The sequence below is a fragment of the Ruegeria sp. R8_1 genome, assembly GCF_017743815.1.
Classification (GTDB): Bacteria; Pseudomonadota; Alphaproteobacteria; order Rhodobacterales; family Rhodobacteraceae; genus Ruegeria; species Ruegeria lacuscaerulensis_A.
Genome location: NZ_JAGHRL010000008.1, coordinates 116,641 through 141,515, shown reverse-complemented (window position 1 = coordinate 141,515; position 24,875 = coordinate 116,641). Strand labels below are relative to the sequence as shown.

At 56.1% G+C, this 24,875-nt stretch carries 27 protein-coding genes; 15 read left to right on the top strand and 12 right to left on the bottom strand.

Annotation, left to right across the window (positions count from 1 at the left end; genetic code table 11):
• Nucleotides 1-41 precede the first annotated feature (41 nt).
• Nucleotides 42-1,046 carry a GlxA family transcriptional regulator gene (locus J7380_RS17600; protein ID WP_209197104.1) on the top strand — a complete coding sequence of 335 codons (1,005 nt, stop codon included), beginning with the start codon at nucleotides 42-44 and terminating at the stop codon, nucleotides 1,044-1,046.
• A 6-nt stretch (nucleotides 1,047-1,052) separates the two neighbouring features.
• Here the strand turns inward: J7380_RS17600 and J7380_RS17595 are convergent, their stop codons facing one another.
• Complete coding sequence (locus J7380_RS17595; RefSeq protein ID WP_209197102.1) at nucleotides 1,053-1,580, bottom strand: GNAT family N-acetyltransferase; 528 nt, start codon at nucleotides 1,578-1,580, stop codon at nucleotides 1,053-1,055.
• A 79-nt stretch (nucleotides 1,581-1,659) separates the two neighbouring features.
• Nucleotides 1,660-2,760 (bottom strand): PQQ-dependent sugar dehydrogenase, encoded by a 1,101-nt coding sequence (locus J7380_RS17590; protein WP_247742621.1) that lies wholly within the window; start codon nucleotides 2,758-2,760, stop codon nucleotides 1,660-1,662.
• A gap of 150 nt (nucleotides 2,761-2,910) precedes the next feature.
• Between J7380_RS17590 and J7380_RS17585 the strand changes: the two genes are divergently transcribed.
• The 7 genes from J7380_RS17585 (at nucleotide 2,911) to J7380_RS17555 (ending at nucleotide 9,019) form a co-directional block, all read left to right on the top strand.
• Nucleotides 2,911-4,092, top strand: coding sequence for an ABC transporter substrate-binding protein (locus J7380_RS17585; protein WP_209197100.1), 1,182 nt, complete (start codon nucleotides 2,911-2,913; stop codon nucleotides 4,090-4,092).
• Nucleotides 4,093-4,219: 127 nt separating this feature from the next.
• Complete coding sequence (locus J7380_RS17580; protein WP_209197098.1) at nucleotides 4,220-5,008, top strand: ABC transporter ATP-binding protein; 789 nt, start codon at nucleotides 4,220-4,222, stop codon at nucleotides 5,006-5,008.
• A complete protein-coding gene (locus tag J7380_RS17575; RefSeq protein WP_209197096.1) occupies nucleotides 5,005-5,835 on the top strand; it encodes an ABC transporter ATP-binding protein in 831 nt (276 codons plus the stop codon). Before J7380_RS17580 ends, J7380_RS17575 begins: the two co-directional genes overlap by 4 nt.
• A gap of 2 nt (nucleotides 5,836-5,837) precedes the next feature.
• Nucleotides 5,838-6,263, top strand: coding sequence for a hypothetical protein (locus J7380_RS17570; RefSeq protein ID WP_209197094.1), 426 nt, complete (start codon nucleotides 5,838-5,840; stop codon nucleotides 6,261-6,263).
• Nucleotides 6,263-7,273 carry a branched-chain amino acid ABC transporter permease gene (locus tag J7380_RS17565; protein WP_209197092.1) on the top strand — a complete coding sequence of 337 codons (1,011 nt, stop codon included), beginning with the start codon at nucleotides 6,263-6,265 and terminating at the stop codon, nucleotides 7,271-7,273. Before J7380_RS17570 ends, J7380_RS17565 begins: the two co-directional genes overlap by 1 nt.
• Nucleotides 7,270-8,583, top strand: a complete 1,314-nt coding sequence (locus tag J7380_RS17560) for a branched-chain amino acid ABC transporter permease (RefSeq protein WP_209197088.1) — start codon at nucleotides 7,270-7,272, stop codon at nucleotides 8,581-8,583. The genes J7380_RS17565 and J7380_RS17560 overlap by 4 nt, the downstream gene beginning before the upstream one ends.
• A gap of 181 nt (nucleotides 8,584-8,764) precedes the next feature.
• On the top strand, nucleotides 8,765-9,019 hold the full coding sequence (locus J7380_RS17555) for a hypothetical protein (RefSeq protein WP_247742620.1): 255 nt from the start codon (nucleotides 8,765-8,767) through the stop codon (nucleotides 9,017-9,019).
• A gap of 35 nt (nucleotides 9,020-9,054) precedes the next feature.
• On the opposite strand, the gene J7380_RS17550 is transcribed toward J7380_RS17555, so the two are convergent.
• Nucleotides 9,055-10,596, bottom strand: a complete 1,542-nt coding sequence (locus tag J7380_RS17550) for a helicase HerA-like domain-containing protein (protein ID WP_209197086.1) — start codon at nucleotides 10,594-10,596, stop codon at nucleotides 9,055-9,057.
• Nucleotides 10,597-11,033: 437 nt separating this feature from the next.
• Here J7380_RS17550 and J7380_RS17545 point away from each other — a divergent pair, with 437 nt between their 5' ends.
• A complete protein-coding gene (locus tag J7380_RS17545; RefSeq protein WP_209197079.1) occupies nucleotides 11,034-11,630 on the top strand; it encodes an invasion associated locus B family protein in 597 nt (198 codons plus the stop codon).
• Nucleotides 11,631-11,687: 57 nt separating this feature from the next.
• On the opposite strand, the gene J7380_RS17540 is transcribed toward J7380_RS17545, so the two are convergent.
• The 4 genes from J7380_RS17540 to J7380_RS17525 are packed head-to-tail and all read right to left on the bottom strand — an operon-like array spanning nucleotide 11,688 to nucleotide 15,922.
• The gene (locus tag J7380_RS17540; RefSeq protein ID WP_209197077.1) at nucleotides 11,688-12,896 is read right to left on the bottom strand and encodes a beta-ketoacyl-[acyl-carrier-protein] synthase family protein; all 1,209 of its coding nucleotides are present in this window, start codon (nucleotides 12,894-12,896) and stop codon (nucleotides 11,688-11,690) included.
• A gap of 9 nt (nucleotides 12,897-12,905) precedes the next feature.
• Complete coding sequence (locus tag J7380_RS17535) at nucleotides 12,906-13,163, bottom strand: acyl carrier protein (protein ID WP_170354151.1); 258 nt, start codon at nucleotides 13,161-13,163, stop codon at nucleotides 12,906-12,908.
• 32 nt (nucleotides 13,164-13,195) lie between these two features.
• A complete protein-coding gene (gene lpxD / locus J7380_RS17530; protein ID WP_209197075.1) occupies nucleotides 13,196-14,287 on the bottom strand; it encodes a UDP-3-O-(3-hydroxymyristoyl)glucosamine N-acyltransferase in 1,092 nt (363 codons plus the stop codon).
• A gap of 33 nt (nucleotides 14,288-14,320) precedes the next feature.
• Nucleotides 14,321-15,922, bottom strand: coding sequence for a L,D-transpeptidase family protein (locus J7380_RS17525; protein ID WP_209197073.1), 1,602 nt, complete (start codon nucleotides 15,920-15,922; stop codon nucleotides 14,321-14,323).
• Between the two features lie 356 nt (nucleotides 15,923-16,278).
• Between J7380_RS17525 and J7380_RS17520 the strand changes: the two genes are divergently transcribed.
• Nucleotides 16,279-16,848 carry a DUF882 domain-containing protein gene (locus J7380_RS17520; RefSeq protein WP_209197071.1) on the top strand — a complete coding sequence of 190 codons (570 nt, stop codon included), beginning with the start codon at nucleotides 16,279-16,281 and terminating at the stop codon, nucleotides 16,846-16,848.
• Between the two features lie 295 nt (nucleotides 16,849-17,143).
• Here J7380_RS17520 and rpsI read toward each other — a convergent pair whose 3' ends face one another.
• From rpsI to J7380_RS17505, 3 genes are all read right to left on the bottom strand, one after another.
• Entirely contained in the window at nucleotides 17,144-17,629 is a 486-nt protein-coding gene (rpsI, locus tag J7380_RS17515; protein WP_209197069.1) for a 30S ribosomal protein S9, read from the bottom strand.
• Between the two features lie 6 nt (nucleotides 17,630-17,635).
• Nucleotides 17,636-18,094 carry a 50S ribosomal protein L13 gene (rplM, locus tag J7380_RS17510; protein WP_039536983.1) on the bottom strand — a complete coding sequence of 153 codons (459 nt, stop codon included), beginning with the start codon at nucleotides 18,092-18,094 and terminating at the stop codon, nucleotides 17,636-17,638.
• Between the two features lie 162 nt (nucleotides 18,095-18,256).
• Nucleotides 18,257-19,660: a PLP-dependent aminotransferase family protein gene (locus J7380_RS17505; RefSeq protein WP_209197067.1), complete on the bottom strand. Its 1,404-nt coding sequence runs from the start codon at nucleotides 19,658-19,660 to the stop codon at nucleotides 18,257-18,259.
• 99 nt (nucleotides 19,661-19,759) lie between these two features.
• On the opposite strand from J7380_RS17505, the gene J7380_RS17500 reads away from it, so the two are divergent.
• Nucleotides 19,760-19,987: a DUF1127 domain-containing protein gene (locus J7380_RS17500; protein WP_170751163.1), complete on the top strand. Its 228-nt coding sequence runs from the start codon at nucleotides 19,760-19,762 to the stop codon at nucleotides 19,985-19,987.
• 58 nt (nucleotides 19,988-20,045) lie between these two features.
• On the opposite strand, the gene J7380_RS17495 is transcribed toward J7380_RS17500, so the two are convergent.
• A complete protein-coding gene (locus J7380_RS17495) occupies nucleotides 20,046-20,489 on the bottom strand; it encodes a PaaI family thioesterase (RefSeq protein WP_209197065.1) in 444 nt (147 codons plus the stop codon).
• 58 nt (nucleotides 20,490-20,547) lie between these two features.
• On the opposite strand from J7380_RS17495, the gene J7380_RS17490 reads away from it, so the two are divergent.
• The 4 genes from J7380_RS17490 (at nucleotide 20,548) to gluQRS (ending at nucleotide 24,458) form a co-directional block, all read left to right on the top strand.
• Nucleotides 20,548-21,333: an enoyl-CoA hydratase gene (locus J7380_RS17490; RefSeq protein WP_209197063.1), complete on the top strand. Its 786-nt coding sequence runs from the start codon at nucleotides 20,548-20,550 to the stop codon at nucleotides 21,331-21,333.
• 257 nt (nucleotides 21,334-21,590) lie between these two features.
• A complete protein-coding gene (gene trmFO, locus J7380_RS17485; protein ID WP_209197061.1) occupies nucleotides 21,591-22,931 on the top strand; it encodes a methylenetetrahydrofolate--tRNA-(uracil(54)-C(5))-methyltransferase (FADH(2)-oxidizing) TrmFO in 1,341 nt (446 codons plus the stop codon).
• Between the two features lie 37 nt (nucleotides 22,932-22,968).
• Entirely contained in the window at nucleotides 22,969-23,583 is a 615-nt protein-coding gene (locus J7380_RS17480; RefSeq protein ID WP_209197059.1) for a methyltransferase domain-containing protein, read from the top strand.
• Nucleotides 23,580-24,458, top strand: coding sequence for a tRNA glutamyl-Q(34) synthetase GluQRS (gene gluQRS / locus J7380_RS17475; protein ID WP_209197057.1), 879 nt, complete (start codon nucleotides 23,580-23,582; stop codon nucleotides 24,456-24,458). Before J7380_RS17480 ends, gluQRS begins: the two co-directional genes overlap by 4 nt.
• Here gluQRS and hisI read toward each other — a convergent pair.
• On the bottom strand, nucleotides 24,444-24,833 hold the full coding sequence (gene hisI, locus J7380_RS17470) for a phosphoribosyl-AMP cyclohydrolase (protein WP_209197055.1): 390 nt from the start codon (nucleotides 24,831-24,833) through the stop codon (nucleotides 24,444-24,446). The two genes, gluQRS and hisI, sit on opposite strands and share 15 nt — an antisense overlap.
• Nucleotides 24,834-24,875 lie beyond the last annotated feature (42 nt).

The window sequence follows — 24,875 nt, the reverse complement described above, 5'->3', positions numbered from 1 at the left end:
GGACGCAACGTCATCAGGCGCCGAATCAAGGACACCTCGCCATGCAAGAGCAACGCCAAGTTGTCACGGTGCAAGACACTGAGGCCAACCCCCGGAATTTCGTATTTGTCCTGCTGGACAAGTTTTCGCTTTTGTCCTTCGCCTCGGCGTTGGACAGTTTGCGTATCGCGAACCGGATGGCTGACAAAGATCTGTATTCCTGGACCTTCGCGGGCGAAGGCGGCGAGACTGTCAAATGTTCGGCCGGGACCGAGTTTAAGTTGGACACCGACCTGAATGAGTTGCAACGCGATGACGTTGTGATCATTTGCGGTGGTGTCGACGTGCAGGCCGCGACGACCAAGAGGGTTCTGAACTGGGTGCGACGTGAAGCACGGCGTGGCCTCAAGATCGGGGGGTTGTGCACAGCTGCCTACACGCTGGCCAAGGCTGGTTTGCTGGACGGTAAACGCGCGACCATTCACTGGGAAAACGCAGACAGCTTTGTTGAAGAATTCGATGAGGTCGAGCTGACCAAGTCTGTTTTCCAAATTGACGGCAACCGGATGACAACGGCGGGCGGGACGTCGTCGATTGATCTGATGTTGAAGATTATTGCTGATGACTATGGTGAAGATCTTGCCAATGCCGTTGCCGATCAAATGATCTATTCCTCGATCCGTACCGATCAGGACACTCAGCGTCTGTCTACACCTACCCGGATCGGCGTTCGGCATCCAAAGCTTAGCCAAGTTATCCTGATGATGGAAAAGAACATCGAAGAGCCGATCTCACCCTCGATTCTGGCCAAAGACGTGGGTATGTCGACCCGTCAGTTGGAGCGCCTGTTCCGCCGCTATCTAAGCAGGTCGCCCAAGCGGTATTACATGGAGTTGCGCCTGCACAAGGCGCGCAACTTGCTGATGCAGACGGATATGAGTGTGATCAACGTGGCCCTGGCCTGTGGCTTTGCCTCACCCAGCCATTTCTCGAAGTGCTATCGTGCGCATTACAACACGACGCCGTACCGCGAACGCGGCGCCCAAGCCGGGCGGCTTTCCGTCTGACCGGGCTTACAGGGTATTGGCAAAGTAGTGTAGATGCGGCCTCAGCATAGGCTGATCCAGATAGGTGGTCGTCTCAATGGGTTCGGAAAGCTCTTCAAATCCCAATTTCGGATAGAGGTTCCGCATCTCGATATTCGGCGTAAGCGTGTCGGCCACCAGTCGCTTTAGTCCCATAGAGCGTGCCGCGTCCTCTCGCGCTTGAATCAAGGCTCGCCCTGCACCTGTTCCGCGTGCAGTTTCGGTCACGAACACCCGTTTCAATTCACCAGTTTCCTGATCCAGACGTTTCATCATGCCGCATCCTATGATCTGACCTGCGCGGTCTCTCGCCAGAACCAGGCACCCGTTCGGCGGTAGATAGTCATCCGACCGCGCCCAAAACTCTGCCAATGCGCTTTTCGGAGCAGCCGGGTCTATTTCAAACCCCATGGCGGTCATGCGTTGAACGATCAACGCATAGTACTGAGACAGGATTCCGTCCAGTTCCTCCTGATCGGGCAGGTCGTCACACATTTCTATCGAGAATTCGCGCAATGGACAGCACTCTGATATGACCCTGGCGCCCCAAACAAGCCTGGTTCAGGGTCAACAGTCAAGGATTGAGGCCAGCACACTATCTGTCGGGCGAAAGCCGGAAAACCGCTCCTTGTCCCACGGAAATGAACCAGATCGTTCCGTCCGGTACTTCGACGATATCCCGAACGCGTTCGGTTTCCGGCCCTTTGATCTGCTCGACTTCTTTCAAGGATGCACCTGTTAGTCGGGCAATATAGTCGAACTTGAGCGATCCAACGAAAATATCCCCTGCCCATTGCGGCCACAGTTTGCCCGAATAGACCAACAAGCCGGACGGAGCGATGGACGGATCCCAATAGTGACGCGGCTGCTCCATTCCGTCCTTGGCAGTACCTTCGCCAATAGATTGTCCAGAATAGTGTTTTCCGTATGAAATCACGGGCCATCCATAGTTTAAGCCGGGGCGGATCAGGTTCACTTCGTCGCCACCGCGTGCACCATGTTCCGATGTCCAAAGCCGGCCTTGGGCGTCCAGCCCCGCGCCTTGTGGATTTCGGTGCCCATAGGACCAAATCTCGGGCCGAATATCGGCTTGGCCCACGAACGGGTTATCCGCGGGGACAGAGCCATCGCGATTGATGCGGACCACCGTGCCAATATGGTTCGTCCTGTCTTGCGCCTGAGGACGATCACCGCGATCTCCGATTGTGACGAACAGTGTCCCGTCTGTCGCCTCGACCACGCGCGAGCCGAAATGGCGACCGCCTGAACCTCCGGGCAGGGCCTCAAAAATCACCCGCAGGTTCGTCAAGCGATCTCCACTTTCCGACAAACGCGCGACGGCAAGTGCAGTGCCAGCACCGCCCCGTTGTGATTTTGAAAATGTCAGGAAAATTTCACGGCTCTGGTCGAAATCCTTTGGTACCGTGACATCCAGCAACCCGCCCTGCCCGTCCGCAACCACTTTCGGAACGCCGCGCACAGGGTTTGCTTTTCCTTCTGCGACATACAGCAACTCACCATCCCGTTCGGTCACGAGAAATGCGCCGTTGGGCAGAATACCGATGGCCCATGGCGTATCCAGGTCCTCGACCATCGTGTCGACCTGAACATTCCCGGCGGATGTTTTCAGCGTATCCGCCAAAGCGGAACCCGTGCCGAACATAAAAACAAGAATCGCAAATACCCGAACCGTCATGTTTTTCACCTTGGAACCGCTGTGTCAGCACTAAGAAAACAAATAGGTTTCCTCTCGACAAAAACACGTTTTCGTTAGGACTTTTCTTTTCCGAACAGCTTGCCTAGGGTCGTGACCAGAACGAATACGTTCACAATAGGGAGTAACCATATGAAAAAGCTGCTTACTGCAACTGCAGCATCCGCTCTGCTGGCTGGTCCGGCTCTGGCGGAAGACATCTCGCTGGGCGTTCTGTTCGGCTTCACCGGCCCGATTGAATCGCTGGCCCCGGCCATGGGTTCTGGTGCCGAGATGGCGATGGCCGAAGTCACCGAGTCCGGCAAGCTGCTGGATGGCACCAAAGTCTCTGCCTCGCGCGCCGACACCGGTTGTATCGACAACGGTCTGGCCACCTCGAACGGTGAACGCATGATCGCGGATGGTGTTGCTGGCATCATTGGCGGCGATTGCTCGGGCGTGACCGGCGCGATCCTGCAGAACGTCGCGATCCCGAACGGAATGGTGATGATTTCGCCGTCGGCGACCTCACCCGGCCTGTCGACCATGGAAGACAACGGCCTGTTCTTCCGCACCGCCCCGTCGGATGCGCGTGAAGGTCAGGTGATGGCGGATATCCTGAATGACCGTGGCATCAGCTCGATCGCTCTGACCTACACCAACAACGACTATGGCAAGGGTCTGGCAGACGCGATCCAGTCCTCGTTCGAGGCGTCAGGTGGCGAAGTGACCATCGTTGCTGCGCACGAAGACGGCAAAGCCGACTACTCGGCCGAAGTGGGCGCGCTGGCCTCGGCCGGTGGCGACATTCTGGTTGTCGCGGGTTATCTTGACCAAGGTGGTCTGGGCATCATCCAGTCGGCGCTGGACAGCGGTGCCTTCGACACCTTCGGTCTGCCCGGCGGCATGATCGGTGACTCGCTGCCCAACAATGTTGGCCCCGACCTGAACGGCTCGTTCGGTCAGATCGCCGGTTCGGGTGGTGAAGGTGCCGAGAAGTACTTTGCCATGGCCGAAGCCGCAGGTTTCGACGGTTCCTCGCCTTATTCACCGGAAAGCTATGACGCGGCTGCGCTGTTCATGCTGGCGATGCAGGCTGCTGGGTCCACCAGCCCTGCCGATTACGGCGGCAAGATCATGGACGTTGCCAATGCTCCGGGTGAGAAAATCTATCCCGGTGAGCTGGCCAAGGGTCTGGAACTGCTAGCCGCTGGACAAGAGATCGACTATGTTGGCGCATCGGGCGTTGAGCTGATCGGCCCCGGTGAAAGCGCGGGCTCGTACCGCGAGATCGAAGTGACCGACGGCGAGAACAAGACCGTCAACTTCCGTTGATCCGGCGTTAACAGTCATAAAAACAAGCAGCCCGGGCCTTGTGTCCGGGCTGTTTCAATGACAAAAGCCCGCACCATTCGCACAGGGATGCGGCAACAACGCCGGAAAACGGCGGCTAGGGGATAAGATGATCGTCGTCGAAGACGTGCACAAGCATTTCGGCGGGTTTCATGCGGTGGACGGGGCATCGCTGGAAATCCAAAAGGGCTCGATCACCGGTCTGATCGGACCGAACGGGGCCGGAAAAACCACTCTGTTCAATGTGATCGCGGGCGTTCTGCCGCCGACCAGTGGGAAGGTCCACATGGATGGTGAAGATATCACCGGCCTGCCCCCGCATGAGCTGTTTCACAAGGGCCTGCTGCGCACTTTCCAGATCGCGCATGAGTTTTCCTCGATGTCGTGTCGCGAGAACCTGATGATGGTGCCGGGCGCACAATCGGGTGAATCGCTTTGGAACACATGGTTCGGACGCAAGCGCATTGCCGATGAGGAACGCGCGCTGAAGGCCAAGGCCGACGAGGTGCTGGAGTTTCTGACCATCGAACATCTGGCCGATCACAAGGCCGGTCAGGTCTCGGGCGGGCAGAAGAAGCTGCTGGAACTGGGCCGCACCATGATGGTGGACGCCAAGATCGTCTTTCTGGACGAGGTCGGCGCGGGCGTGAACCGCACCTTGCTGATGACCATCGCCGACACGATCCTGCGCCTGAACAAGGAACGCGGCTATACCTTCGTGGTCATCGAGCATGACATGGATTTCATCGGTAAAATCTGCGATCCGGTCATTTGTATGGCCGAGGGCAAGGTGCTGGCCGAAGGCACTCTGGATCAGATCAAGGCAAATGAGCACGTGATCGAAGCCTATCTGGGCACCGGCCTCAAGAACAAAGACAAGCTGGAGGCGGGCGCATGAGCGACAACCCCTACCAGGACGACAAGGGCAACAAAGACGCCTCGATCACCAACACACATGGCGTCGGCACCATGACCCCCGCCCATCGCACAAGCGGTGAGACGCATAAGGTCGAGGGCGGCCCCTTCCTGATCGGTGACACCATGACCGGCGGTTACGGCAAAGGGCCGGACATTCTGCACGACTGCACCATCGCCGTGGACAAAGGTGAGATTGCGGTGATCGTTGGCCCCAACGGCGCGGGAAAATCAACCGCGATGAAAGCCGTATTCGGGATGCTGGATGTGCGCTCGGGCGCGGTGCGGCTGGATGGTGAGGACATCACCAACCTCACCCCGCAGGATCGCGTGATGCGCGGCATGGGGTTTGTGCCGCAGACCTCGAACATCTTCACGTCGATGACGGTGGAAGAAAACCTTGAGATGGGCGCTTTCATCCGCCGCGACGATATTTCGGGAACGATGGAGCAGGTCTATGACCTCTTCCCCATCCTGCGCGACAAGCGCAACCAAGCGGCCGGAGAGCTGTCGGGCGGTCAACGCCAACAGGTCGCCGTGGGCCGCGCGCTGATGACCCAGCCCAAGGTGCTGATGCTGGACGAACCGACCGCTGGCGTCTCACCCATCGTGATGGATGAGCTGTTTGATCGGATCATTGAGGTGTCGCGCACCGGGCTGCCGATCCTGATGGTCGAACAGAACGCCAGGCAGGCGCTCGAAATCGCGGACAAGGGATATGTGCTGGTTCAGGGGCGGAACGCCTATACCGGCACGGGCAAGGAATTGCTGGCCGATCCCGAAGTACGCAAGAGTTTCTTGGGAGGGTGAGGATGAAATTTTTTCTCACAGTGCCGCTGGTTTGGTTGCTCCAAGCATCCGTTCTTTGGGCAGCTTGGGACCAATACGGATTCCCTGCAAATTGCAGCATGTACGCTGCGTGTGAAAAACAAGTATGCGTCCGGGCAAATTTGCCGCTTTCATCGTTGATTTTGAGTCGCGAGAACAACGACTATTTTCTGGAAGGAAATGAAGATCGACGTATCAAGTTGGGATACTTTGAAAATTACGCTCAGGCCGAAGCATACATCAAACAAAATCCTGAACCCGACTATTTTATGATTATCGTGCCCAACGATGAAATTGCTGACGCGTTTGGTATGAACCTAATCTCGATAAGTAACTGGGGTCACAATCCGTTTCTGTCCAATCAGGCGACAAAAATTGTTTGTAGCGCCATTCATGGAGGTTTGTACTAATGGACTTCCTCAACGCCCTTGTGGCGCTCTCCAACTTCGTTCTTGTTCCCGCAATCGCCTATGGCAGCCAGTTGGCGTTGGGCGCTTTGGGGGTGACGCTGATCTATGGAATCCTGCGGTTCTCGAACTTTGCCCATGGCGACACTATGGCCTTTGGCGCGATGATTGCGGTTCTGGTCACGTGGGGCCTGCAGGCCGCTGGGGTCAGTTTTGGGCCGCTTCCGACCGCTCTGCTGGCCCTGCCCTTTGCCATTCTGGGCTGTATCGTTCTGGTGCTGCTCACCGACCGGCTGGTTTACCGCTTTTACCGCGAACAAAAGGCCAAGCCGGTCATTCTGGTGATCGTGTCGATGGGCGTGATGTTCATCATGAACGGGATCGTGCGGTTCATCATCGGCCCGGATGACCAGCGCTTTTCGGATGGCGCACGGTTCATCATCTCGGCGCGGGATTTCAAGGCGATGACCGGCCTGCGTGAGGGGTTGGCGATCAAGACCTCTCAGGGCATTACCGTGATCGTGGCCGTTGTCACCGTGGTGCTGTTGTTCTGGTTCCTGAACAAAACCCGCACCGGCAAGTCGATGCGAGCCTATTCGGATAACGAGGATCTGGCCCTGTTGTCCGGCATCAACCCCGAGCGGGTGGTGATGATCACATGGATCATCGTTGCTGCGCTGGCGACGACAGCGGGTGTGCTGTACGGCCTAGACAAAAGCTTCAAACCCTTCGTCTATTTCCAGCTTCTGCTGCCGATTTTTGCCTCGGCCATCGTGGGTGGCTTGGGTAATCCACTGGGCGCCATCGCAGGCGGTTTCATCATCGCGTTTTCCGAAGTGACCATCACCTATGCGTGGAAAAAGGTGCTGACCTATCTGGCCCCCGAAAGCCTTGAGCCTTCTGGATTGGTCCAGTTCCTGTCCACCGATTACAAATTCGCCGTCAGCTTTGCCATCTTGCTGATTGTGCTTCTGTTTAAGCCCACGGGCCTGTTCAAGGGGAAAGCGGTATGACCGAGCCCGTCAAAAACACGCTGCTTTTTGTGGCCGTTGCCAGCCTGATCCTGCTGTCCGGTTTCACGCAAAGCTGGAACTCGGCCATATTGATCCTGAACATGGGGCTTATCTCGGCCATCATGGCGATCGGAGTAAACCTGCAATGGGGATTTGCCGGTCTGTTCAACGTCGGCGTCATGGGGTTTGTGGCCTTGGGCGGATTGGCAGTTGTTCTGGTCTCGACACCACCGACACCCGGTGCGTGGGTCGCAGGCGGGTATGGGGTCATACTGTCGCTTGTGCTGGGTGCCGCGACCGTGGTGGCAGCCGTCGTGACCGCTCGGAAATTACCAAAAGGTCGGGTTCAGACACTGACGATTGTGGCCATACTCATTGTAGGGTTTTTCATCTACCGCGCGGTATTTGACCCCAATGTCGCAGCGATCGAGGCGATCGACCCGGCCGTAGCGGGTAACATCGGCGGCTTGAACCTGCCGGTCCTGATCGCGTGGCCTGCTGGCGGTCTTCTGGCAGCCGGGGCAGCCTGGTTGATCGGAAAAACTGCACTGGGGTTGCGGTCCGACTATCTTGCTATTGCGACGTTGGGGATTGCCGAAATCGTCATCGCCATCATGAAAAACGAGGATTGGCTGGCCCGCGGCGTCAAGAATGTCTACGGCATTCCGCGCCCCGAACCTGTGGTGGGATATGAGGTCGAATTGCAAGCAGATCCCGGTTTCATCGCCCGCGCCGAATGGCTGGGTCTCGATCCCGTTACGGCCTCGACGCTTTCGGTAAAGCTGGGCTATTCGCTGCTGTTCACCATAGTGCTGCTGGTGCTGCTATGGATGGCGCAGATGGCGCTGAAAAGCCCATGGGGACGGATGATGCGTGCCATTCGCGACAATGAGGTCGCCGCCGAAGCGATGGGCAAGGACGTCACGCGCCGGCACCTGCAAATCTTTGTTCTGGGTTCGGCCATCTGTGGCATCGCAGGCGCAATGATGACCACGCTGGACGGGCAGCTGACACCGGGCACCTACAACCCGCTGCGTTTTACCTTCCTTGTATGGGTCATGGTGATCGTCGGCGGTTCGGGTAACAATTTCGGAGCGGTTTTGGGTGCGTTCTTGATCTGGTTCCTGTGGGTACAGGTGGAACCCATTGGTCTTTGGCTGATGAACCTGATCACGTCCGGAATGCCCGAAGGAAGTGCGCTGAAAGCCCACTTGATCGAAAGTGCCGCGCATATGCGCCTGTTCACTATGGGGCTGATATTGCTGATCGTTCTCAGGTTCAGCCCCCGTGGCCTCATTCCGGAAAAATGATCACTTCATCTTGAGAGGTACTACAATCACGCCCGGTTTCGGGCGTGTTTTCTTGATTTACCCGCCTCTCCCGTCTAGAGCACTTTACACACCATGCGGCCCCAGGAAAATTTCCGGTGTTTACCGGAATTTAGACAAACCGCTTGAGACTGCGACCAAACACTCACAATAAAGAGTTCACATGATTATGACACTAGCCAAACCAATCCTTTTTCTGACGCTGATCGCTGGGCTGACAGGGTGTGTTCCTAGCCCCGAAGACTTTGAAACCACCCCGGTGAAAATCCAGACGCCCGAAGGTGAAATCACCTGTCAGCTTTATCGCCAGGATCGCGTGAACTGGGACCGGGCCATTGATTTCCCCGCGACCAAGCTGACGGTTCCTCAGGCCGATGCCTATTGCAAGCAGGAAGGCCAGCGCCGCCTGAAAGGTTGACCCTTTGGCCGGGAAAGCAGCCTGTTTTCCCGGCTTTACCTGCTTTTGAATAAACCCCCAAGAATTCCGCGGACAATACGCCGGCCAGTGGTTCCTTTCAGCTCTTTGATGACAGCTTCACTCATGGCGGTCGCGAACGTGTCTTTCTTGCGCGATACTCGGGAAGACGAGCGTCCAACACGACTGCCTGAATATCTGCGGGCTGTTGCGAACTCTCGTTCGGCTACGGACTTGGTTTCGATCTCTTCCTCGGCCTGTTGAGCCGCCTGAGCAGCGGCATCGGCCCGTGACTGCAAAATCTCGAACGCCGACTTTCGGTCCTTCAAGTCACGGTATTTCTGTTGCATGGGCGAAGCACCAATGACCGCTTGCCGTTCGGCTGAGGTGATGGGTCCAAGGTGAGTCCCTGGCGGGCGGATCAGCGTGCGCTCTACAATTCCGGGCACACCCTTTTTTTGCAGCATCGAGGTGACAGCTTCGCCGACGCCGACTTCACGAATGGCTGCCTCGGTGTCGAAGGCGGGGTTTTCTCGATATGTCTCTGCGGCCAGACGCAGATTTTTCCGATCCCGTGCAGTGAACGCACGCAGCGCATGTTGAATGCGGTTTCCAAGCTGCCCAAGAATATCCTCGGGGATGTCAGCGGGGTTCTGCGAGATGAAATACACTCCCACACCTTTGGATCTGATCAGGCGTGCGACTTGTTCGACCTTGTCGACAAGGATCTTTGGCGCGTCTTCAAACAGCAGATGCGCTTCGTCGAAAAAGAACACCAGCTTAGGCTTTTCGGGGTCGCCTACCTCGGGCAGTTCCTCGAACAACTCGCTGAGCAGCCACAGAAGGAATGTCGCATAAAGGCGGGGCGACCCCATCAGCTTGTCCGACGCCAGAATGTTCACCATCCCCTGCCCCTGTGCGTCGGTGCGCATTAAATCCGCCAACTCGAGCGCTGGTTCTCCGAACAGGTTGGTCCCGCCCTGATTTTCAAGCACCAATAGGCGCCGTTGAATAGCTCCGATTGATGCCGTCGAGACATTTCCGAACCGAAGTGACAGATCGCTGCGGTTCTCGCCGATCCAAACCAGCAACGACTGCAGGTCCTTCAGGTCCAAAAGGGGCATTCCTTCATCGTCTGCCACTCGGAAAGCTATATTCAGGATGCCTTCCTGCGCCTCACTTAGATCCATTAGGCGGGACAAAAGCAGAGGGCCCATTTCGGTCACTGTTGTACGGACCGGGTGGCCCTGCTTGCCGAACAAATCCCAAAAGGTAACCGGGCAAGCGCCGTAGACATAATCCGTAAACCCAATACGCTCGGCGCGTTCCTGAAACGCCGGGTGGAGTTTCTGAGTTTCGCTTCCCGCCTTGGCCAACCCGGACAAGTCCCCTTTGACGTCGGATAGGAAAACGGGAACGCCGGCTTGCGAGAACCCCTCGGCCAAAATCTGCAATGTCACTGTTTTGCCAGTTCCTGTCGCTCCGGCGATCAGGCCGTGCCGGTTGGCGTATTTCAATGCTAGGGACTGCGGTTGCCCATAGTCCGCGCCACCACCGCCCAAGAAGATACTGTTTTCCATAGATTTTCAGCCTTGATTTGCACCGATCTGTCCTCACCATACAAATTTAACATTTGCCTGCGATAGTCTAATCGCTGCCTTCGCGTTTAAGCGCGTGGGCGGCAATCTTCCTCCCTGTCGACTGGCCGCGCCTTATGGCGCGGCTTTTTTGGACAAATCACGCTTTTGAGATTAAAATTTCAGGTTAGCAGTTGACCGTTGCGCTCGCCTTTCGTAACGTCTGCGCATAACTAAGTCGGCCAGTCCGACGGGGAGAAAATTCTATGAAAGGGAGCCGCTCCACCGGCTCCCTTTCTACATCTGGTGCTGGTTTCACGATATCGTATAAAGCGGCAAAAATCCGACCAGATTGTCGGCTTGGTCCACCTTAGCGACTGACACTGCCGATCAGGGATGGTAGATGAGAAAAAAAGATCAATCACCTGACCGAGGCATTCATGATCAAGAACACTCTATCTTATAGCTTGCTTGCGACCGCGCTCTGGTGCGGTGCTACTTTTGCACAGGAAGCCGCGCAAGACAGCGAAGCACCACAAACACAGGTCGGAAGCGATCTGGACCTGGGCGAAGCCGGCCCGCGCGTGGGCGAGCAATATGTGAAGGAACAATCCGGCGACTGGGATATCACTTGCCTGAAGACCGAAAACGGAGATGATCCCTGCTTGATGCGTCAGGTTCTGAACGGTCAAGAAGGGCAGCCCATTGCGGATATCACGGTCACCAAACTGCCCGAAGGTTCCGCCGCGATTGCCGGCGCAACCGTTCTTGTCCCTCTGGAAGTTCTTCTACAGGCGCAGATTGCGCTATCAATAGATGGTGCCCCTGGCCGCCGCTATAATTACCACCACTGCAACCCTGTGGGTTGTCTGGCGCAGCTAGGGTTCACGCAAGGCGATGTCGACGCGATGAAAGCCGGAAGCAAAGCCGTGCTCTCGCTGGTATCAGTAGTCGCGCCGACGCAGTTGTTGGAACTAGAGGTTTCTCTGTCCGGGTTCACTGCCGGATTTGATGGACTGCAAGCGCAGCAGAATTGATACCCGATGCAAAAAAGAGGCGGCTTTTCAGATTAGCCGCCTCGAATGTTCAGGGCCTTAGACCTGCTTCAATGCCAGCACAGCGTTCAGACCGCCGAATGCAAACGCATTGCTGAGCGCGACATCAACCTTGCATTCTCGCGCCTCGTTTGGGACTACGTCCAGTGCGCATTCAGGATCGGGTTCTTCGTACCCGATAGTCGGAGCAATGACGCCGTCGCGCAGCGCCATTACACATGCCAACAACTCAACCGCGCCGGTTCCGCCGATCAAATGGCCATGCATGGACTTGGTGGATGAGATCATCAGATCATCCGCATGTGGGCCGAACACATCCGCAACCGCCGCGCATTCTGTTTTGTCATTGGCCGCCGTTCCGGTGCCGTGGGCGTTGATATATCCCACCTGATCCGCATTGATACCCGCATCGGACAAAGCACCCGAAATCGCACGTGCAGCCCCTTGTTTACTGGGCATGACGATATCGGCCGCATCCGAGGTCATGGCAAAACCGACCACTTCGCACAGGATATCAGCGCCGCGTGCGCGAGCATGTTCGTATTCTTCAAAGACAAAGACGCCCGCGCCTTCGCCTTGGACCATTCCGTTGCGATTGGCACTAAAAGGACGGCAGGCATCTTTGGACATCACCCGCAGCCCTTCCCATGCCTTGACGCCGCCAAAGCACAGCATGGATTCCGCGCCACCGGTCAACATCGCCGGGGAAGCTCCGCTGCGGACCATCTGAAATGCCAACGCCATGGCATGGTTGGACGATGCACAGGCTGTCGATACGGTAAAGCTGGGCCCCTTGAGGTTATGCTCCATCGAAACATGGCTGGCTGCCGCGTTGTTCATCAACTTGGGCACGACGAATGGATGAACCCGGTTCTTACCATCCTCATAGACCGAGCGGTAATTGTCATCCCAAGTCGATACACCGCCCCCAGCGGTTCCCAGAACAACACCTGAACGCGCGGCCAAGTCGCCGTGGAACTCGATGCCAGACTGTTCGATCGCCTCTTTCGCAGCGGTCAGAGTGAACTGCGTGAACCGGTCATACAGGCTCATTTGTTGACGGTTAAAACGGCCCTCGGCCTCGAACCCGCGGACTTGACCGCCAATTTTGATGGCCAGCCGTTCGACATCACGAAACTCGAGGTCTGAAATGCCGCAACGCCCTTCGCGCATCGCCTCAAGCGTCGCGGGAACGGAATGGCCTAACGAGTTGATCGTTCCGGCCCCGGTAATAACAACGCGTTTCATGATCCTGTGTCAGACCTTTTCCGACACGAGTTTTTCAATGCCCGCAATGATTGCCGCCACGTTCGAGATATCAAAATCACTGGCCGACGGTTCGTTCGCATTGAACGGGACCGAGATGTCAAATTCTTCCTCGATGGCGAAAATGCTCTCGACCAGTCCAAGGCTGTCGATTCCCAGATCCTCGAGCGTACTATCGGGCGTCACATCCGAAGGTTCCAGCACGGCCTGCTCGGCGATGATGGCGATGACGCGGTCGGTGATGCTCATGTCGATCCTCTGATTATCACATTGAGGATGATTTAATCGCTCGGCGACTGTTTGAAAACAGCCTTTTTCAGCGCCTCGACGTCACGCGCCATACGCGGCAAACGCCTTTGAGCTTTGTATACGTCCGTATGAGTTTCCATCTTGATACCCGGATACCCCATGATCACACGGCCTGCTGGTACGTTGGACAAGATTTTTGTACCGCCGCCTGAGATCACCCCGTCACCGATAAATATGTTGTCGACAACGCCGGTCTGACCGCCCAGAACAACATTATTTCCGATCTCAACTGATCCAGATACGCCGGTCTGACCGCACAGAAGGCAATCGCGACCAACCCGCGTATTGTGGCCGACATGCACAAGGTTATCCAGTTTTGAACCATTGCCGATCCGGGTGTTCCGGATTGTGCCATTGTCCACGGTGCAATTCGCTCCGACTTCGACATCATCCCCAATCTCGACGGCACCAAGCGAGTGAATGCGCAGCCAGCTTTGCGCGCGCGCATCCCCCTTGTCACCCATAGTCTTGCGTACGTTTTCGACATCCGAGACCTCGGGGGTCACAAAGCTGAACCCGTCCCCGCCTATCCGTGCGCCCGGTTGCGCAATAAAACGGTCCCCAATGACAGCGCGGGCCCCTATGCTGACCATCTCGCGCAGCAAGGCGTTTTTGCCAAGAACAGCGTCCATACCAATGACGCAATGGCTGCCAATCACTGAACCATCACCGATCTTCACACGTGCTCCGATCACTGCAAGCGGGCCAACCGATACATCTTCACCCAGCTCTGCCGACGGGTCGACAACGGCTGAGGGGTGAATGCCCGGTTCAATCCCCTGCCCGCGATCCAACATCGCGGTAATACCAGCCATGGCCATACGAGGGCGTGGAACAAAGATCGCAGCGGACAATCCCAAAGCCTGCCAATCGGCCCCTTCCCACAACACCGCCGAACGGGCCGCTCCGCCACCAAGTGCCTCGGCATATTTGGGTGACATTGCCATTGCCAGATCATTCGGGCCCGCATCTGCGGGTTCGGCGGCGCGTTGGATCGTCAGCGATGTGTCGCCCTCGCAGGTCGCGCCCAAAGCGTCGGAAATCTGCTGGATGGTATAGTGCATGTCGGGTTCCCCGGATTAAGGATAACCCGGTGATTACCCCTGAACGTCCGGCAGGGCTACCCCTGCTTTTTGCAGAGCCTCCCAGATTTTTTGATCGCGGCTGTAAACGTCACGGCGATACTGCACATCCCCTTTGGGGCCGATATAGGCTGTCCGGTAAATCAAGTGAACCGGCACGTGCTGTTTGAGCGGAACGGTTGTTTCCTTACCGCTGGACAAAACACGTTGAAAGAACGCTTTGGGATCTTCTTCCTGCTTGGCCAGCAACGCATAGGCAAACTCGAACGGTTGGGCCAGCCGGATGCACCCATGCGAGAACGCGCGCGTTTCCCGGGCAAACAGGCTTTTCTGCGGCGTATCATGAAGGTAGATGTTGTACTGGTTGGGGAACATGAACTTCACCAACCCCAACGCATTGCTTTTGCTGGGGGGCTGACGCATCGCGAACGGGAAATTCCGTGCCGTGTATTGCGAAAAATCAACTGCTCCACGATCGACCTGACGACCACTGCGATCTGTAATATGGATATGATTAACTGCATTCGGGTTGGACTGCAGTTGTGGCAGATATTCCTTGGTGATGATCGAACGCGGCACATACCAGCTGGGGTTGATCACCATGTGCTCCATCTCATCCGAGAATTCCGGGCTCCGACGATCGTGAACATTTTTGCCAATAACAGCGCGGGTTTCGAAGGTTACCAGCCCATCATCCACAATTTTGGCGGAAAAATCCGCCTGGTTTACCAGGATGTGACGCTCTCCCCGCTCGCGGGGCAACCAGCGCTCTCGTTCAAGCGCAACATATACGGATTTAAGACGGTCTGACGCGCTGCGGTTCAACTCGGTGATCGTACCCTGCCCGGCAACCCCATCCGACGCGAGACCATGCGCGGTTTGGAAAGCCTTCACCGCTGCAAGTAGTTCTTTGTCAAACTTGGGGCTTGCCGACGGTTTCATATATCCCATCGTGATCAGCCGATTGCGCAGCTTGATGACATTTGGCCCGGTGTCACCGAATTCCAACTTGTCGATGGGCACCCCGGCCCCCCATCCGCCCTGATCAACCAATGTCTGCAGGGCTAGCTTTTGCTTCATCAATGCGCGGTATTGCGCAGTCTGCGGCGGTAAACCGTCTATATAGGACGCACCGCCAGCAATGACGCCGCGCAAGTGATCCTTGGTTGACCTTCTCTGGACTTTACGCACCAGACCGTCGTCAATTTCGGAAGGGCGCAACGCCCCCGAATACATGTCATTTGCATAGCGAACAAAAGCACGGGTCAACGAGATCTCGATTGCGCCGATCTCGCGCAGAGAACGAGCATTTTCCATTTTGGCCATCAGGCCCTGCGCGCCATATTTGTCTTCCGGCAACCCGTGTAAATGTACCGAAGTCAATGCCCGCATCAAATGCGCGCGGCGCGCTTGGTGTTCTTTCGACGTCCCTGTCCAGATTGGCGCGAACCCGGTTTCTCGGTAGAAGTCCGCAATACCAGATCCCGCAGGTGCAAACTCGGCAACGGCCATTTGAAAGCTGGTCGCAGGCGCACGTTCTGCATGCGCAAAGCTGACAGATGCGGTCACACAAGCCGCAACTACAAAACCGGTATAAGCACGAAAAAACGTTCGCATGGGATGACCTTGACTAAACAATGACTTATGCGTCGCACTGGACGCGTTCAGACAATATGGTTTTCCTCATAACCTTATGTCCATTCACAAATACCTCAATTTGACGCTTCTTTATCTGCGTGATGCGCGTTTGCATCGGACACCCAAAAACCGAAGTAACCTGCCCTAAGTTTAAACAGAAAAGCGTCATCTGCGCAAAAAACTGCCGAAAATTCCCCCTTGAAAAGATGAATATGAAAGACTTCTTGGCGCTCTTCCGCGACTGTGCCATAAATTCGCCATCTGGGATGGGAAAAAATTAAGAACGCGCGCGTAACATCGTGCGCAGGCAGGAACAGTACGGGACGAAACATAAAATGACGACGAGCAGTTCCTCGGGCATGACCCGGCGGGCCCTATTGGGCGCATTTGCGGCAACAGCAGTGGTTGCAGCACCGACATATTCAAACGCAGCAGGTTTTCTCCGCGGTGGCGGCGATATTCGTCGTATCCGTATGTATTCCGGTCGCACAGGCGAGCGGATTGACATGATATATTGGGTTGATGGCAAGTACATCAAGGACGCTGTCAAAGAAGTGAACCACTTCATGCGTGACTGGAGGACGGACCAGGTCAAAGACATGGACCTGCGCACTATCGACATCATGGCCGCTTCGCATAACCTGCTGGACGCAAACGAACCTTACATGCTGCTTTCGGGATACCGGTCGCCTCAGACAAATGCGATGCTGCGGTCTCGCTCGCGTCGGGTTGCCAAAAACTCTTTGCACATGAAAGGTCAAGCGGCGGATCTCCGACTGTCTTCGCGTTCAGTCTCGCAAATGGCGAAAGCGGCGATCTCATGCCGTGCGGGCGGTGTCGGTAAATACTACCGTTCAAACTTTGTGCATATGGATTGCGGTGAAGTCCGCTCCTGGGGTGGTTGATACCCGCTCACGAACATGTCTCGTCTCGCCGGCAGGCGCGAATTTCTCGTGCGTCTGCCTTTGCCGGGCTCTCTGACCGAGGTTTCCACCAAGTGTTTAGCCCGGTTTGTTCTGGTTGAAGTAATATCGGCCTAGCCAACCTTTTTTCCGACACTACCAAAAATTCGTACACTGATTCGGCAGCACTGGCGTGCTGTCATCGGTAAAACTAAATCTGAATACCTACCGCAAAAGGTTTCGACAAAAAAACGGCCGCAATTTCTTGCGACCGTTTGGAATTCGTAGTTCGAAACGATTAACGCTTCGAGAACTGGAAAGAACGACGGGCTTTGCGCTTACCGTATTTCTTACGTTCCACAACGCGGCTGTCGCGGGTCAGGAAGCCAGCGGCTTTCAGAGCGCCACGCAGCGAGGGATCGTACAGTTGCAGCGCTTTCGAGATGCCGTGCTTAACCGCACCGGCCTGACCGGTCAGGCCACCGCCTTTGACGGTTGCAACAACGTCGAACTCACCTTCCACACCGGCAACCTGGAAAGGCTGGCGCAGGATCAGCTGCAGAACGGGACGAGCGAAATACTTGTCCTGGTCTTTGCCGTTCACGGTGACCTTGCCGGAACCCGGCTTGATCCAAACGCGGGCAACAGCGTCTTTACGCTTGCCGGTGGCGTAGGAGCGGCCCAGCTCGTCACGCACGGGTTCACGTACGATGACTTCCTCGGTCACGGTTTCAACGCCTGCGACGGCGCTCAGCTCTTCGAGAGTATTGATCTGATCAGCCATCGGTCATTAGCTCCGGGTGTTTTTCTTGTTCATGGACTTAACGTCCAGAACTTCGGGCGCTTGCGCCTCATGGGGATGCTCGGCACCGGCGTAAACGCGCAGGTTGGTCATCTGCTGACGCGCCAGACGGTTGCCCGGCAGCATACGCTTGACCGCCTGGGTCACGACGCGTTCGGGGTGTGCACCTTCCAGGATTTGCTGTTTGGTGCGCGACTTGATGCCGCCCGGGTGGCCCGTGTGCCAGTAGAAGTTCTCTTCGCGCTTCTTGCCGGTCATCTGGATTTTGTCAGCGTTGATAACGATGACGTTGTCGCCCATGTCCATGTTCGGGGTGAACGACGCTTTGTGCTTGCCACGCAGGCGCATGGCGACGATCGAGGCAAGACGACCCAGAACAACGCCCTCGGCGTCGATCAGGATCCATTTCTTGTCGATGTCTGCAGGTGTTGCAGAAAAGGTTTTCATGGCAGGATAGTCCTGTTTGATGTGAAAGACCGCCCCAAGTCAGAGCGGTCCGAATTCGATGGAGCGTATTTAGAGGGGAGTGTGGCGCAGGTCAACAACCGCAATGTCTTTTAAATTGAGCAATAACAAGGACTTATAAAATAGGTATTATTTTACCCCAATCTATACGCTGATTTGCTCGGGCGGATTGTCCAGTAGGTTACGCAGGCGTTGCATTGCGTCCTCGAATCTTTCCAATGAGACATGGCCGTTCATTGCAATACGCACTGCGTTCGGCGCACGACCATCCCGTAAAGCAAATTCATCAGCCGAACGCAGTTGGATGCCTTCCCGCTCTGCCGCACGACTGAACGCTGCGGCGCGCCAACCGGAGGGCAGGTTTAGCCAGACAAAAGGCACGTCAGGTGCCCAATTCAGGTCGAACCCTCCCAAAGCATTGACAGTCACGCGAACGTATTCACCCATTTTCAGTCGAACATCGCGTGCAATGCGCCGTGTGCGAGGATCGGACAGCATTAACCGGGTCAACTCGGCAAGCGGCTGCGCAAGACCGAAATAACCGTATTCAGCCGACCGACGCAGATCTACACTTCGTTCGCGCGGCGCAATAGCGAAACCAACACGCAGCGCTGGCGTCAGCGTCTTGGAGATGGAGGACACGTGCCACCCCCGCTCTGGTGCAAGTGCGCGATAGCTGGGTTCACGCGCATCGCCCATTCGGTAGCAATCATCCTCGATGATTTGCAGATCAAAGCGTCGCGCGATTTCGACAACCTCTTTCCTTCGCTCAAGTGGCGTATGCGCGCCGGTGGGGTTTTGCACTTCAGGAGATACGCAAACGGCCTGGGCAGGGTTCTGGCGCAGAACGTGCTCCATGGCGCTGGGGTCGATACCCCATTTGTCCATCTTTACGCCGACCACTTCAGAGCGCATGAGTTCCCCGGCTCTGCGGAATCCCGCGTAAGACAAGTCTTCCACCAAAACGATGGGCTTGGGCCCTCGCAGGATGGTTTGGAAGACAAGGCAAAGGCCATTCTGACCCCCGTGCGTAAGTACAATGTCATCATGGGACAATGCGCCCAAGGGCAGATCTGACAACCACTCGACCACCGCCTGGCGCATGGGTTTGTAAGCATCTCGGGTGGGATAGTTCAAAAACAATCCCGGATCCGCATGCGAAACTTTTTGCAAGCACTCGCGGATCAGGGCCACCTGCCCCACATCGGCCAAACGGGGGCTGAACAGGCTGACATTTGCGCTATACTTGTCCTCGCGCAAATGCAGTTGCCGTGCCCAAACGTCGTCCAGTATTGGCGATTTTGGAGGGGCAACAAATGTACCACGCCCCACCTCGGCAAGCAGCAACCCCTCATCGGTCAGAATAGTATAGGCGCGCGCCACTGTGCCCGGAGTGATTTGTAACCGATACGCCAGCTCCCGGACCGGGGGCAACTTGGCTCCGACTTCCAGCAAATTGTTATCAATAGCTTTTCGAATTGTATCGGCCACCAGAGTATACTTGGGACCTTTGGATTTCGGCAGCGAGTCCGGCCAAATTGTATCCATTACAATTCTTCCTTTGATTTTGACACAATACGGAATGTATCAATCACACATACCGAACATATTACGTTTGTGTCAATACAATTTGAAAGGATACCCAAGATGACACGCGCAATGCACACCCCCGCCCTTTTGTTGCTGAACGACAGCCCTCGGCTGCCGCTTATCGCATCGCTGGCCGTGCGGTTTGCGGCGACTGTCACAAAGTGGGAGCGACAGCGCCGCAGCAGGGTAAATTTGTCAAAGCTGGATGATCGGTTGCTGCGTGATGTCGGGTTGACCCGCCATCAGGCCGACCGCGAAATCAATCGCCCGTTCTGGCACGGGTAGCAAATCCCCAGTCCCATTTGGGACCTCTTCCTTGGCCGGGCTTGTCCCGGCCATTTTTTTATCCGAATGCTGCTGCAGCAGACCCCTCGGGTGGCAGGGAATATGTCATCGTGGCGCGTGCGACCGGTTTGTTCGAGCCCTCCGAATACATCAGCACGTCCCCTACGGCCAAAGCCTTACCCAGCTTTAGCAGGGTGCAACGTGCGATCAAGTCCCGGTCCCCATCGGGTTTGCGCATGAAATCCATCGAACAGCCCGTTGTAACGGCCAACGATTGACGCCCCTTGCACGCAAGAATAATGGCGTAGACACAGACATCGGCCAGACCGAACATGGACGGCCCTGAAACGGTTCCGCCCGGCCGCAAGTGCCGGTCTTCAACCACCAACCGCATGGTGATCGTGTCCTCGGTCAGATCCTCAACCACGAAATCCCGATGCACCTGCGGAAAGACCTGTTTCATATAGGCGGTTAATTCTTCCCGGTTTAAGACCAATGACATACTTCCCCTCCTCGATTTGCCGACCTAGAGTTGGCCCCACATCAGATCGGAGGGCAAGATGGGAATTCTGGAACGTCGCGACACGGGTGCGGTTGCAAGGTTGAAAATGAACGCACCAGAGCGGCTTAATGCCCTGAGCGACGAAATGCTGGCCGCCTTGCAGGTTGAGTTCGACACGTTGCGCGAAGACCAGACGATCCGTGCCGTGATCCTGTCGGGCGAAGGCAAAGCGTTCTGCGCAGGGCATGACCTAAAACAAATGACTGCCGGTCGTCAGAGCGAAGACGGAGGCAAAGCGTATTTCCAGGATCTTTTTGCCAGATGCGCGCGAATGATGTTGTCGATCCAGTCCCTACCCCAACCCGTCATTGCGCAGGTTCATGGTATTGCGACAGCAGCCGGGTGCCAATTAGTGGCCACCTGCGATCTTGCCGTCGCCGCGGAAGGTACAAGGTTTGGCGTAAATGGGGTAAATATCGGGCTGTTCTGCTCGACGCCGATGGTGGCACTCAGTCGCAATATTCCGCGAAAGCAGGCGTTTGAAATGCTGACCACTGGCGATTTCATATCCGCTGAGCGCGCAGCAGAGCTTGGACTGGTCAATCGTGTCGTTCCTGAAATGCTGCTTGAACACGAAAGTCAGGCACTGGCGGAAAAGTTGGCAGACAAGCTTGGGTCGGCGGTCAAGATCGGCAAACAAGCTTTTTACCAACAGCTCGATATGCCAATCGAAAAAGCTTATGACTATGCCGGTGAGGTAATGGCGCAGAATATGCTGCATCGGGATACCGAGGAAGGAATATCAGCATTTATCGAAAAAAGACCGCCAAATTGGCAGCAATAACGCAATTGTTCTTAAGTATTTTATACACTGTTCGCATTTTTGGACTTTTCAAAAGGGCAACACTGTGGCAATGCTGAGACAAGGCTAAGGCCGAATTACGTATTTTGGGTCGCCGTAGGCGGAAGGTCCCTCCGAGCTGGTCTCTCTCACCAGCGTTGACATTCCCGCAGCGGCGACCCCAAAATTTTACCGAAAATGTAAAAGCTCCGCCCCATGAGGGTTTGCGTTGCTGTGTGCTGTGCCCTATGTGGCAGCGCATGACACAGAAATTGCATATCGTGGGCGGCGGCATGGCCGGGTCCGAGGCAGCCTGGCAGGCTGCGGAAATGGGCGTTGACGTGGTGATCCATGAAATGCGACCCAAAGTGGGCACCTTTGCGCATCAGACTGGCAATCTGGCCGAAATGGTGTGTTCGAACTCGTTCCGGTCCGACGACGATGAGCAAAACGCTGTGGGTCTGTTGCATTGGGAAATGCGGGCGGCCAACGGATTGATTATGACAACCGCAGACACTCATCGCTTGCCAGCGGGCGGGGCGTTGGCCGTGGACCGCGACCCTTTTGCCGAGTCTGTCACAGCCAAGCTGCACGCCCATCCTCGTGTCGAAGTGACCGGAGAAGAAGTTACCGCCCTGCCCGATGACGGTCACTGGATCATTGCAACCGGTCCATTGACCTCGGCCGCGCTTGGCGAGTCGATCCGTTCTGAGACAGGGGCCGAGTCACTGGCGTTTTTCGATGCAATTGCGCCTATCGTCTACGCAGACAGTATCGATATGAGCAAAGCCTGGATGCAGTCGCGGTATGACAAGGGCGAGACCGAGGAAGAGCGGACCGCATATCTCAACTGTCCCATGGACCGAGACCAGTACGAGGCATTCATCGACGCTCTGCTGGCAGCCGATAAGACCGAATTCCACGAGGGGGAAACGGCGGGCTATTTCGATGGATGTCTGCCGATCGAAGTCATGTCCGAACGTGGTCGTGAAACGCTGCGCCATGGCCCGATGAAGCCGGTCGGTCTGACCAACCCGCATCAGCCCGAGGTCAAGCCGCATGCGGTTGTACAATTGCGTCGGGACAATGCGCTGGGGACGTTGTTTAACATCGTCGGCTTCCAGACCAAGATGAAATACGGCGCGCAAACGGACGTCTTTCGGATGATCCCCGGGCTTGAGAATGCCAGCTTTGCCCGTCTGGGCGGCATTCATCGCAACACGTTCATCAACTCTCCAACCCTTTTGGATGAGCAGATGCGTCTGAAATCACGTCCCAATATCCGGTTTGCGGGGCAGATCACCGGCGTAGAAGGTTATGTCGAAAGTGCAGCCATGGGTTTGTTGGCAGGACGGCTCGCCGCAGCCGAGATGCTGGGTCGCACCCTTCCGGACGTTCCGCAGGACAGTGCCATGGGGGCCTTGATCCACCACATCACAGGTGGGGCCGAGGCCAAGACGTTTCAGCCTATGAACGTGAACTTCGGCCTGTTCCGCCCTGTCGACGGTCTCAAGGGTGGACGTCGGGGGCGCAAAGATCGCTACAAGGCTTATACGGATCGCGCCAAAGCAGCTTGGTCTGACTGGCTCACCCATTGCTGACTGGACGTGTGACGCTGAACAAGCCTAACATGGTGATATGAGCGATGATTATCTAAAAGACGTCTATGGCCTCGACACGCCCGAGGCCACGCGCGATCACTATCAGAAATGGGCCTCTTCCTATGATTCCGAAGTCGAGGCGCACGGGTATGCAACCCCCGGTCGCGTGGCCGAGGCGCTCTGGTCCAAGCTTCCAGAACCTCAGACGCCAATTCTGGATTATGGTTGTGGAACTGGCCTGTCTGGCGAGGCCCTGAACGCTGTCGGATTTCAGGTGATTGACGGCATCGATCCGACGCCCAAAATGCTGGAAGGCGCAAAGGCCAAAGGCGTTTACCGAACCCTCAGCACTTTTGATATCGCAGATCCGAACCCGTTGAAAGCCGGAGGCTACAAAGCCATCGCTGCAATCGGTGTAATAAGTGTAGGCGCCGCGCCGCCCGAGACGTTTGATATGCTGATGAATGCATTGCCCACAGGGGGCCTTCTCGCATTTTCCTTTAATGATCATACGCTTGAGGACCACACCTATACTTGCCGCCTGAACGATTGGCTTGATATGGGGGCCGCGCGACTGCTATTGCGCGAATATGGCCCGCACCTTCCTGGAATGGACCTTAAATCCGACGTCTACATTGTTGAAAAAGCGTGACATTCACAACCAGGTTTGCACCTTCTCCGACCGGCCCATTACATCTTGGGCATGCCTATTCCGCGTTGCTGGCCAGCGACATGGCCACCGATCAGCAAGGCGTATTCCTTTTGCGGATCGAAGATATCGACCGATCCCGCTCTAGAACGCAATGGGAAGATCAGATTTATGATGATCTTGAGTGGCTTGGATTAAGCTGGCCAAGCCCGGTTCTGCGTCAGAGCGAACGCCTGCATGCATATGAAGCAGCACTTGAGAACCTCTGGTCGCAAGGCCTGCTGTATCCTTGCACATGTAACCGCAGGGATATCGCCGCAGCCGCCAGCGCACCGCAGGAAGGTACTCCTCTCTTAGGGCCGGACGGGCTTATCTATCCCGGAACCTGTCGTAACGTGGCCATTCGCACGGGTGCTATGCCGCGAAACGTTCCTCTGCGGTTGGATATGGAGCAAGCCGGTCGGGTCGTCCCCCCCGAAATAGAGATGAGTTTCCTGGAAACCGGCTTTGGACCGAACCGTGAAACCGGGCAAATTTCATTCAGCCGGGCAGATTTGGTTAATACGATTGGAGATGTCGTTCTCTCGCGCCGAGATATGGGTACGTCTTATCACCTGTCGGTGGTTCTGGATGATGCCGAGCAGGGAATAACACGGGTCGTGCGTGGGTGCGATTTGTTCGAGGCCACCCGAATCCATGTTCTTCTGCAAATTCTTCTGGGGCTGCCGCGCCCCTCTTACCACCACCACAGCCTGATCCGCGACGATACCGGTAAAAGACTGGCAAAGCGGGACGATGCTCGCGCTATCTCCAAATACCGGGCTGATGGAGCCAGCCCGGAAGACATTCGTGAGATGGTGGGCCTACAGCATCGGTGACATCAGCTCGACCTCGTCACCGTCACGAACTGCAGTGTAAAAACAGCTGCGCCTGTTCGTGTGGCAGGCCGGTCCCGTTTGTCGCACGACGACCAGCAGGCAATCCCGATCACAGTCGACACGAAAATCAACCAACTCCTGCACATGGCCCGAGCTTTCGCCCTTGATCCAGAAGGATTGCCGGGATCGAGACCAATAAGTCACTCGACCGGAGGACAGCGTTTTTTCAACCGCCTGCATGTTCATCCAGGCCATCATCAACACCTCGCCCGAGTTTTCGTCCTGGGCAATAGCGGGGATTAAACCGGCCTCGTTGTATTTTAAGGTGGAAGGGTCGAAGGCGACTGTTTCTGTCATGGTAAAAACCTTTTGCATCCCGATGGATGCTGACTATGTATGGGGAACAGTCAATGAGGG

What these genes read in the sequence shown, in the direction of transcription:
- J7380_RS17545 (WP_209197079.1), top strand. Translation starts at nt 11,034, where the DNA reads ATGATCAAGAACACTCTATCTTATAGCTTGCTTGCGACCGCGCTCTGG.
- J7380_RS17575 (WP_209197096.1), top strand. Translation starts at nt 5,005, where the DNA reads ATGAGCGACAACCCCTACCAGGACGACAAGGGCAACAAAGACGCCTCG.
- J7380_RS17490 (WP_209197063.1), top strand. Translation starts at nt 20,548, where the DNA reads ATGGGAATTCTGGAACGTCGCGACACGGGTGCGGTTGCAAGGTTGAAA.
- J7380_RS17525 (WP_209197073.1), bottom strand. Translation starts at nt 15,922, where the DNA reads ATGCGAACGTTTTTTCGTGCTTATACCGGTTTTGTAGTTGCGGCTTGT.
- lpxD (WP_209197075.1), bottom strand. Translation starts at nt 14,287, where the DNA reads ATGCACTATACCATCCAGCAGATTTCCGACGCTTTGGGCGCGACCTGC.
- J7380_RS17540 (WP_209197077.1), bottom strand. Translation starts at nt 12,896, where the DNA reads ATGAAACGCGTTGTTATTACCGGGGCCGGAACGATCAACTCGTTAGGC.
- J7380_RS17565 (WP_209197092.1), top strand. Translation starts at nt 6,263, where the DNA reads ATGGACTTCCTCAACGCCCTTGTGGCGCTCTCCAACTTCGTTCTTGTT.
- J7380_RS17520 (WP_209197071.1), top strand. Translation starts at nt 16,279, where the DNA reads ATGACGACGAGCAGTTCCTCGGGCATGACCCGGCGGGCCCTATTGGGC.
- J7380_RS17495 (WP_209197065.1), bottom strand. Translation starts at nt 20,489, where the DNA reads ATGTCATTGGTCTTAAACCGGGAAGAATTAACCGCCTATATGAAACAG.
- J7380_RS17535 (WP_170354151.1), bottom strand. Translation starts at nt 13,163, where the DNA reads ATGAGCATCACCGACCGCGTCATCGCCATCATCGCCGAGCAGGCCGTG.
- J7380_RS17505 (WP_209197067.1), bottom strand. Translation starts at nt 19,660, where the DNA reads ATGGATACAATTTGGCCGGACTCGCTGCCGAAATCCAAAGGTCCCAAG.
- J7380_RS17590 (WP_247742621.1), bottom strand. Translation starts at nt 2,760, where the DNA reads ATGACGGTTCGGGTATTTGCGATTCTTGTTTTTATGTTCGGCACGGGT.
- trmFO (WP_209197061.1), top strand. Translation starts at nt 21,591, where the DNA reads ATGACACAGAAATTGCATATCGTGGGCGGCGGCATGGCCGGGTCCGAG.
- J7380_RS17580 (WP_209197098.1), top strand. Translation starts at nt 4,220, where the DNA reads ATGATCGTCGTCGAAGACGTGCACAAGCATTTCGGCGGGTTTCATGCG.
- hisI (WP_209197055.1), bottom strand. Translation starts at nt 24,833, where the DNA reads ATGCAAAAGGTTTTTACCATGACAGAAACAGTCGCCTTCGACCCTTCC.
- rplM (WP_039536983.1), bottom strand. Translation starts at nt 18,094, where the DNA reads ATGAAAACCTTTTCTGCAACACCTGCAGACATCGACAAGAAATGGATC.
- J7380_RS17570 (WP_209197094.1), top strand. Translation starts at nt 5,838, where the DNA reads ATGAAATTTTTTCTCACAGTGCCGCTGGTTTGGTTGCTCCAAGCATCC.
- J7380_RS17560 (WP_209197088.1), top strand. Translation starts at nt 7,270, where the DNA reads ATGACCGAGCCCGTCAAAAACACGCTGCTTTTTGTGGCCGTTGCCAGC.
- J7380_RS17500 (WP_170751163.1), top strand. Translation starts at nt 19,760, where the DNA reads ATGACACGCGCAATGCACACCCCCGCCCTTTTGTTGCTGAACGACAGC.
- J7380_RS17555 (WP_247742620.1), top strand. Translation starts at nt 8,765, where the DNA reads ATGATTATGACACTAGCCAAACCAATCCTTTTTCTGACGCTGATCGCT.
- J7380_RS17600 (WP_209197104.1), top strand. Translation starts at nt 42, where the DNA reads ATGCAAGAGCAACGCCAAGTTGTCACGGTGCAAGACACTGAGGCCAAC.
- J7380_RS17480 (WP_209197059.1), top strand. Translation starts at nt 22,969, where the DNA reads ATGAGCGATGATTATCTAAAAGACGTCTATGGCCTCGACACGCCCGAG.
- rpsI (WP_209197069.1), bottom strand. Translation starts at nt 17,629, where the DNA reads ATGGCTGATCAGATCAATACTCTCGAAGAGCTGAGCGCCGTCGCAGGC.
- J7380_RS17550 (WP_209197086.1), bottom strand. Translation starts at nt 10,596, where the DNA reads ATGGAAAACAGTATCTTCTTGGGCGGTGGTGGCGCGGACTATGGGCAA.
- J7380_RS17585 (WP_209197100.1), top strand. Translation starts at nt 2,911, where the DNA reads ATGAAAAAGCTGCTTACTGCAACTGCAGCATCCGCTCTGCTGGCTGGT.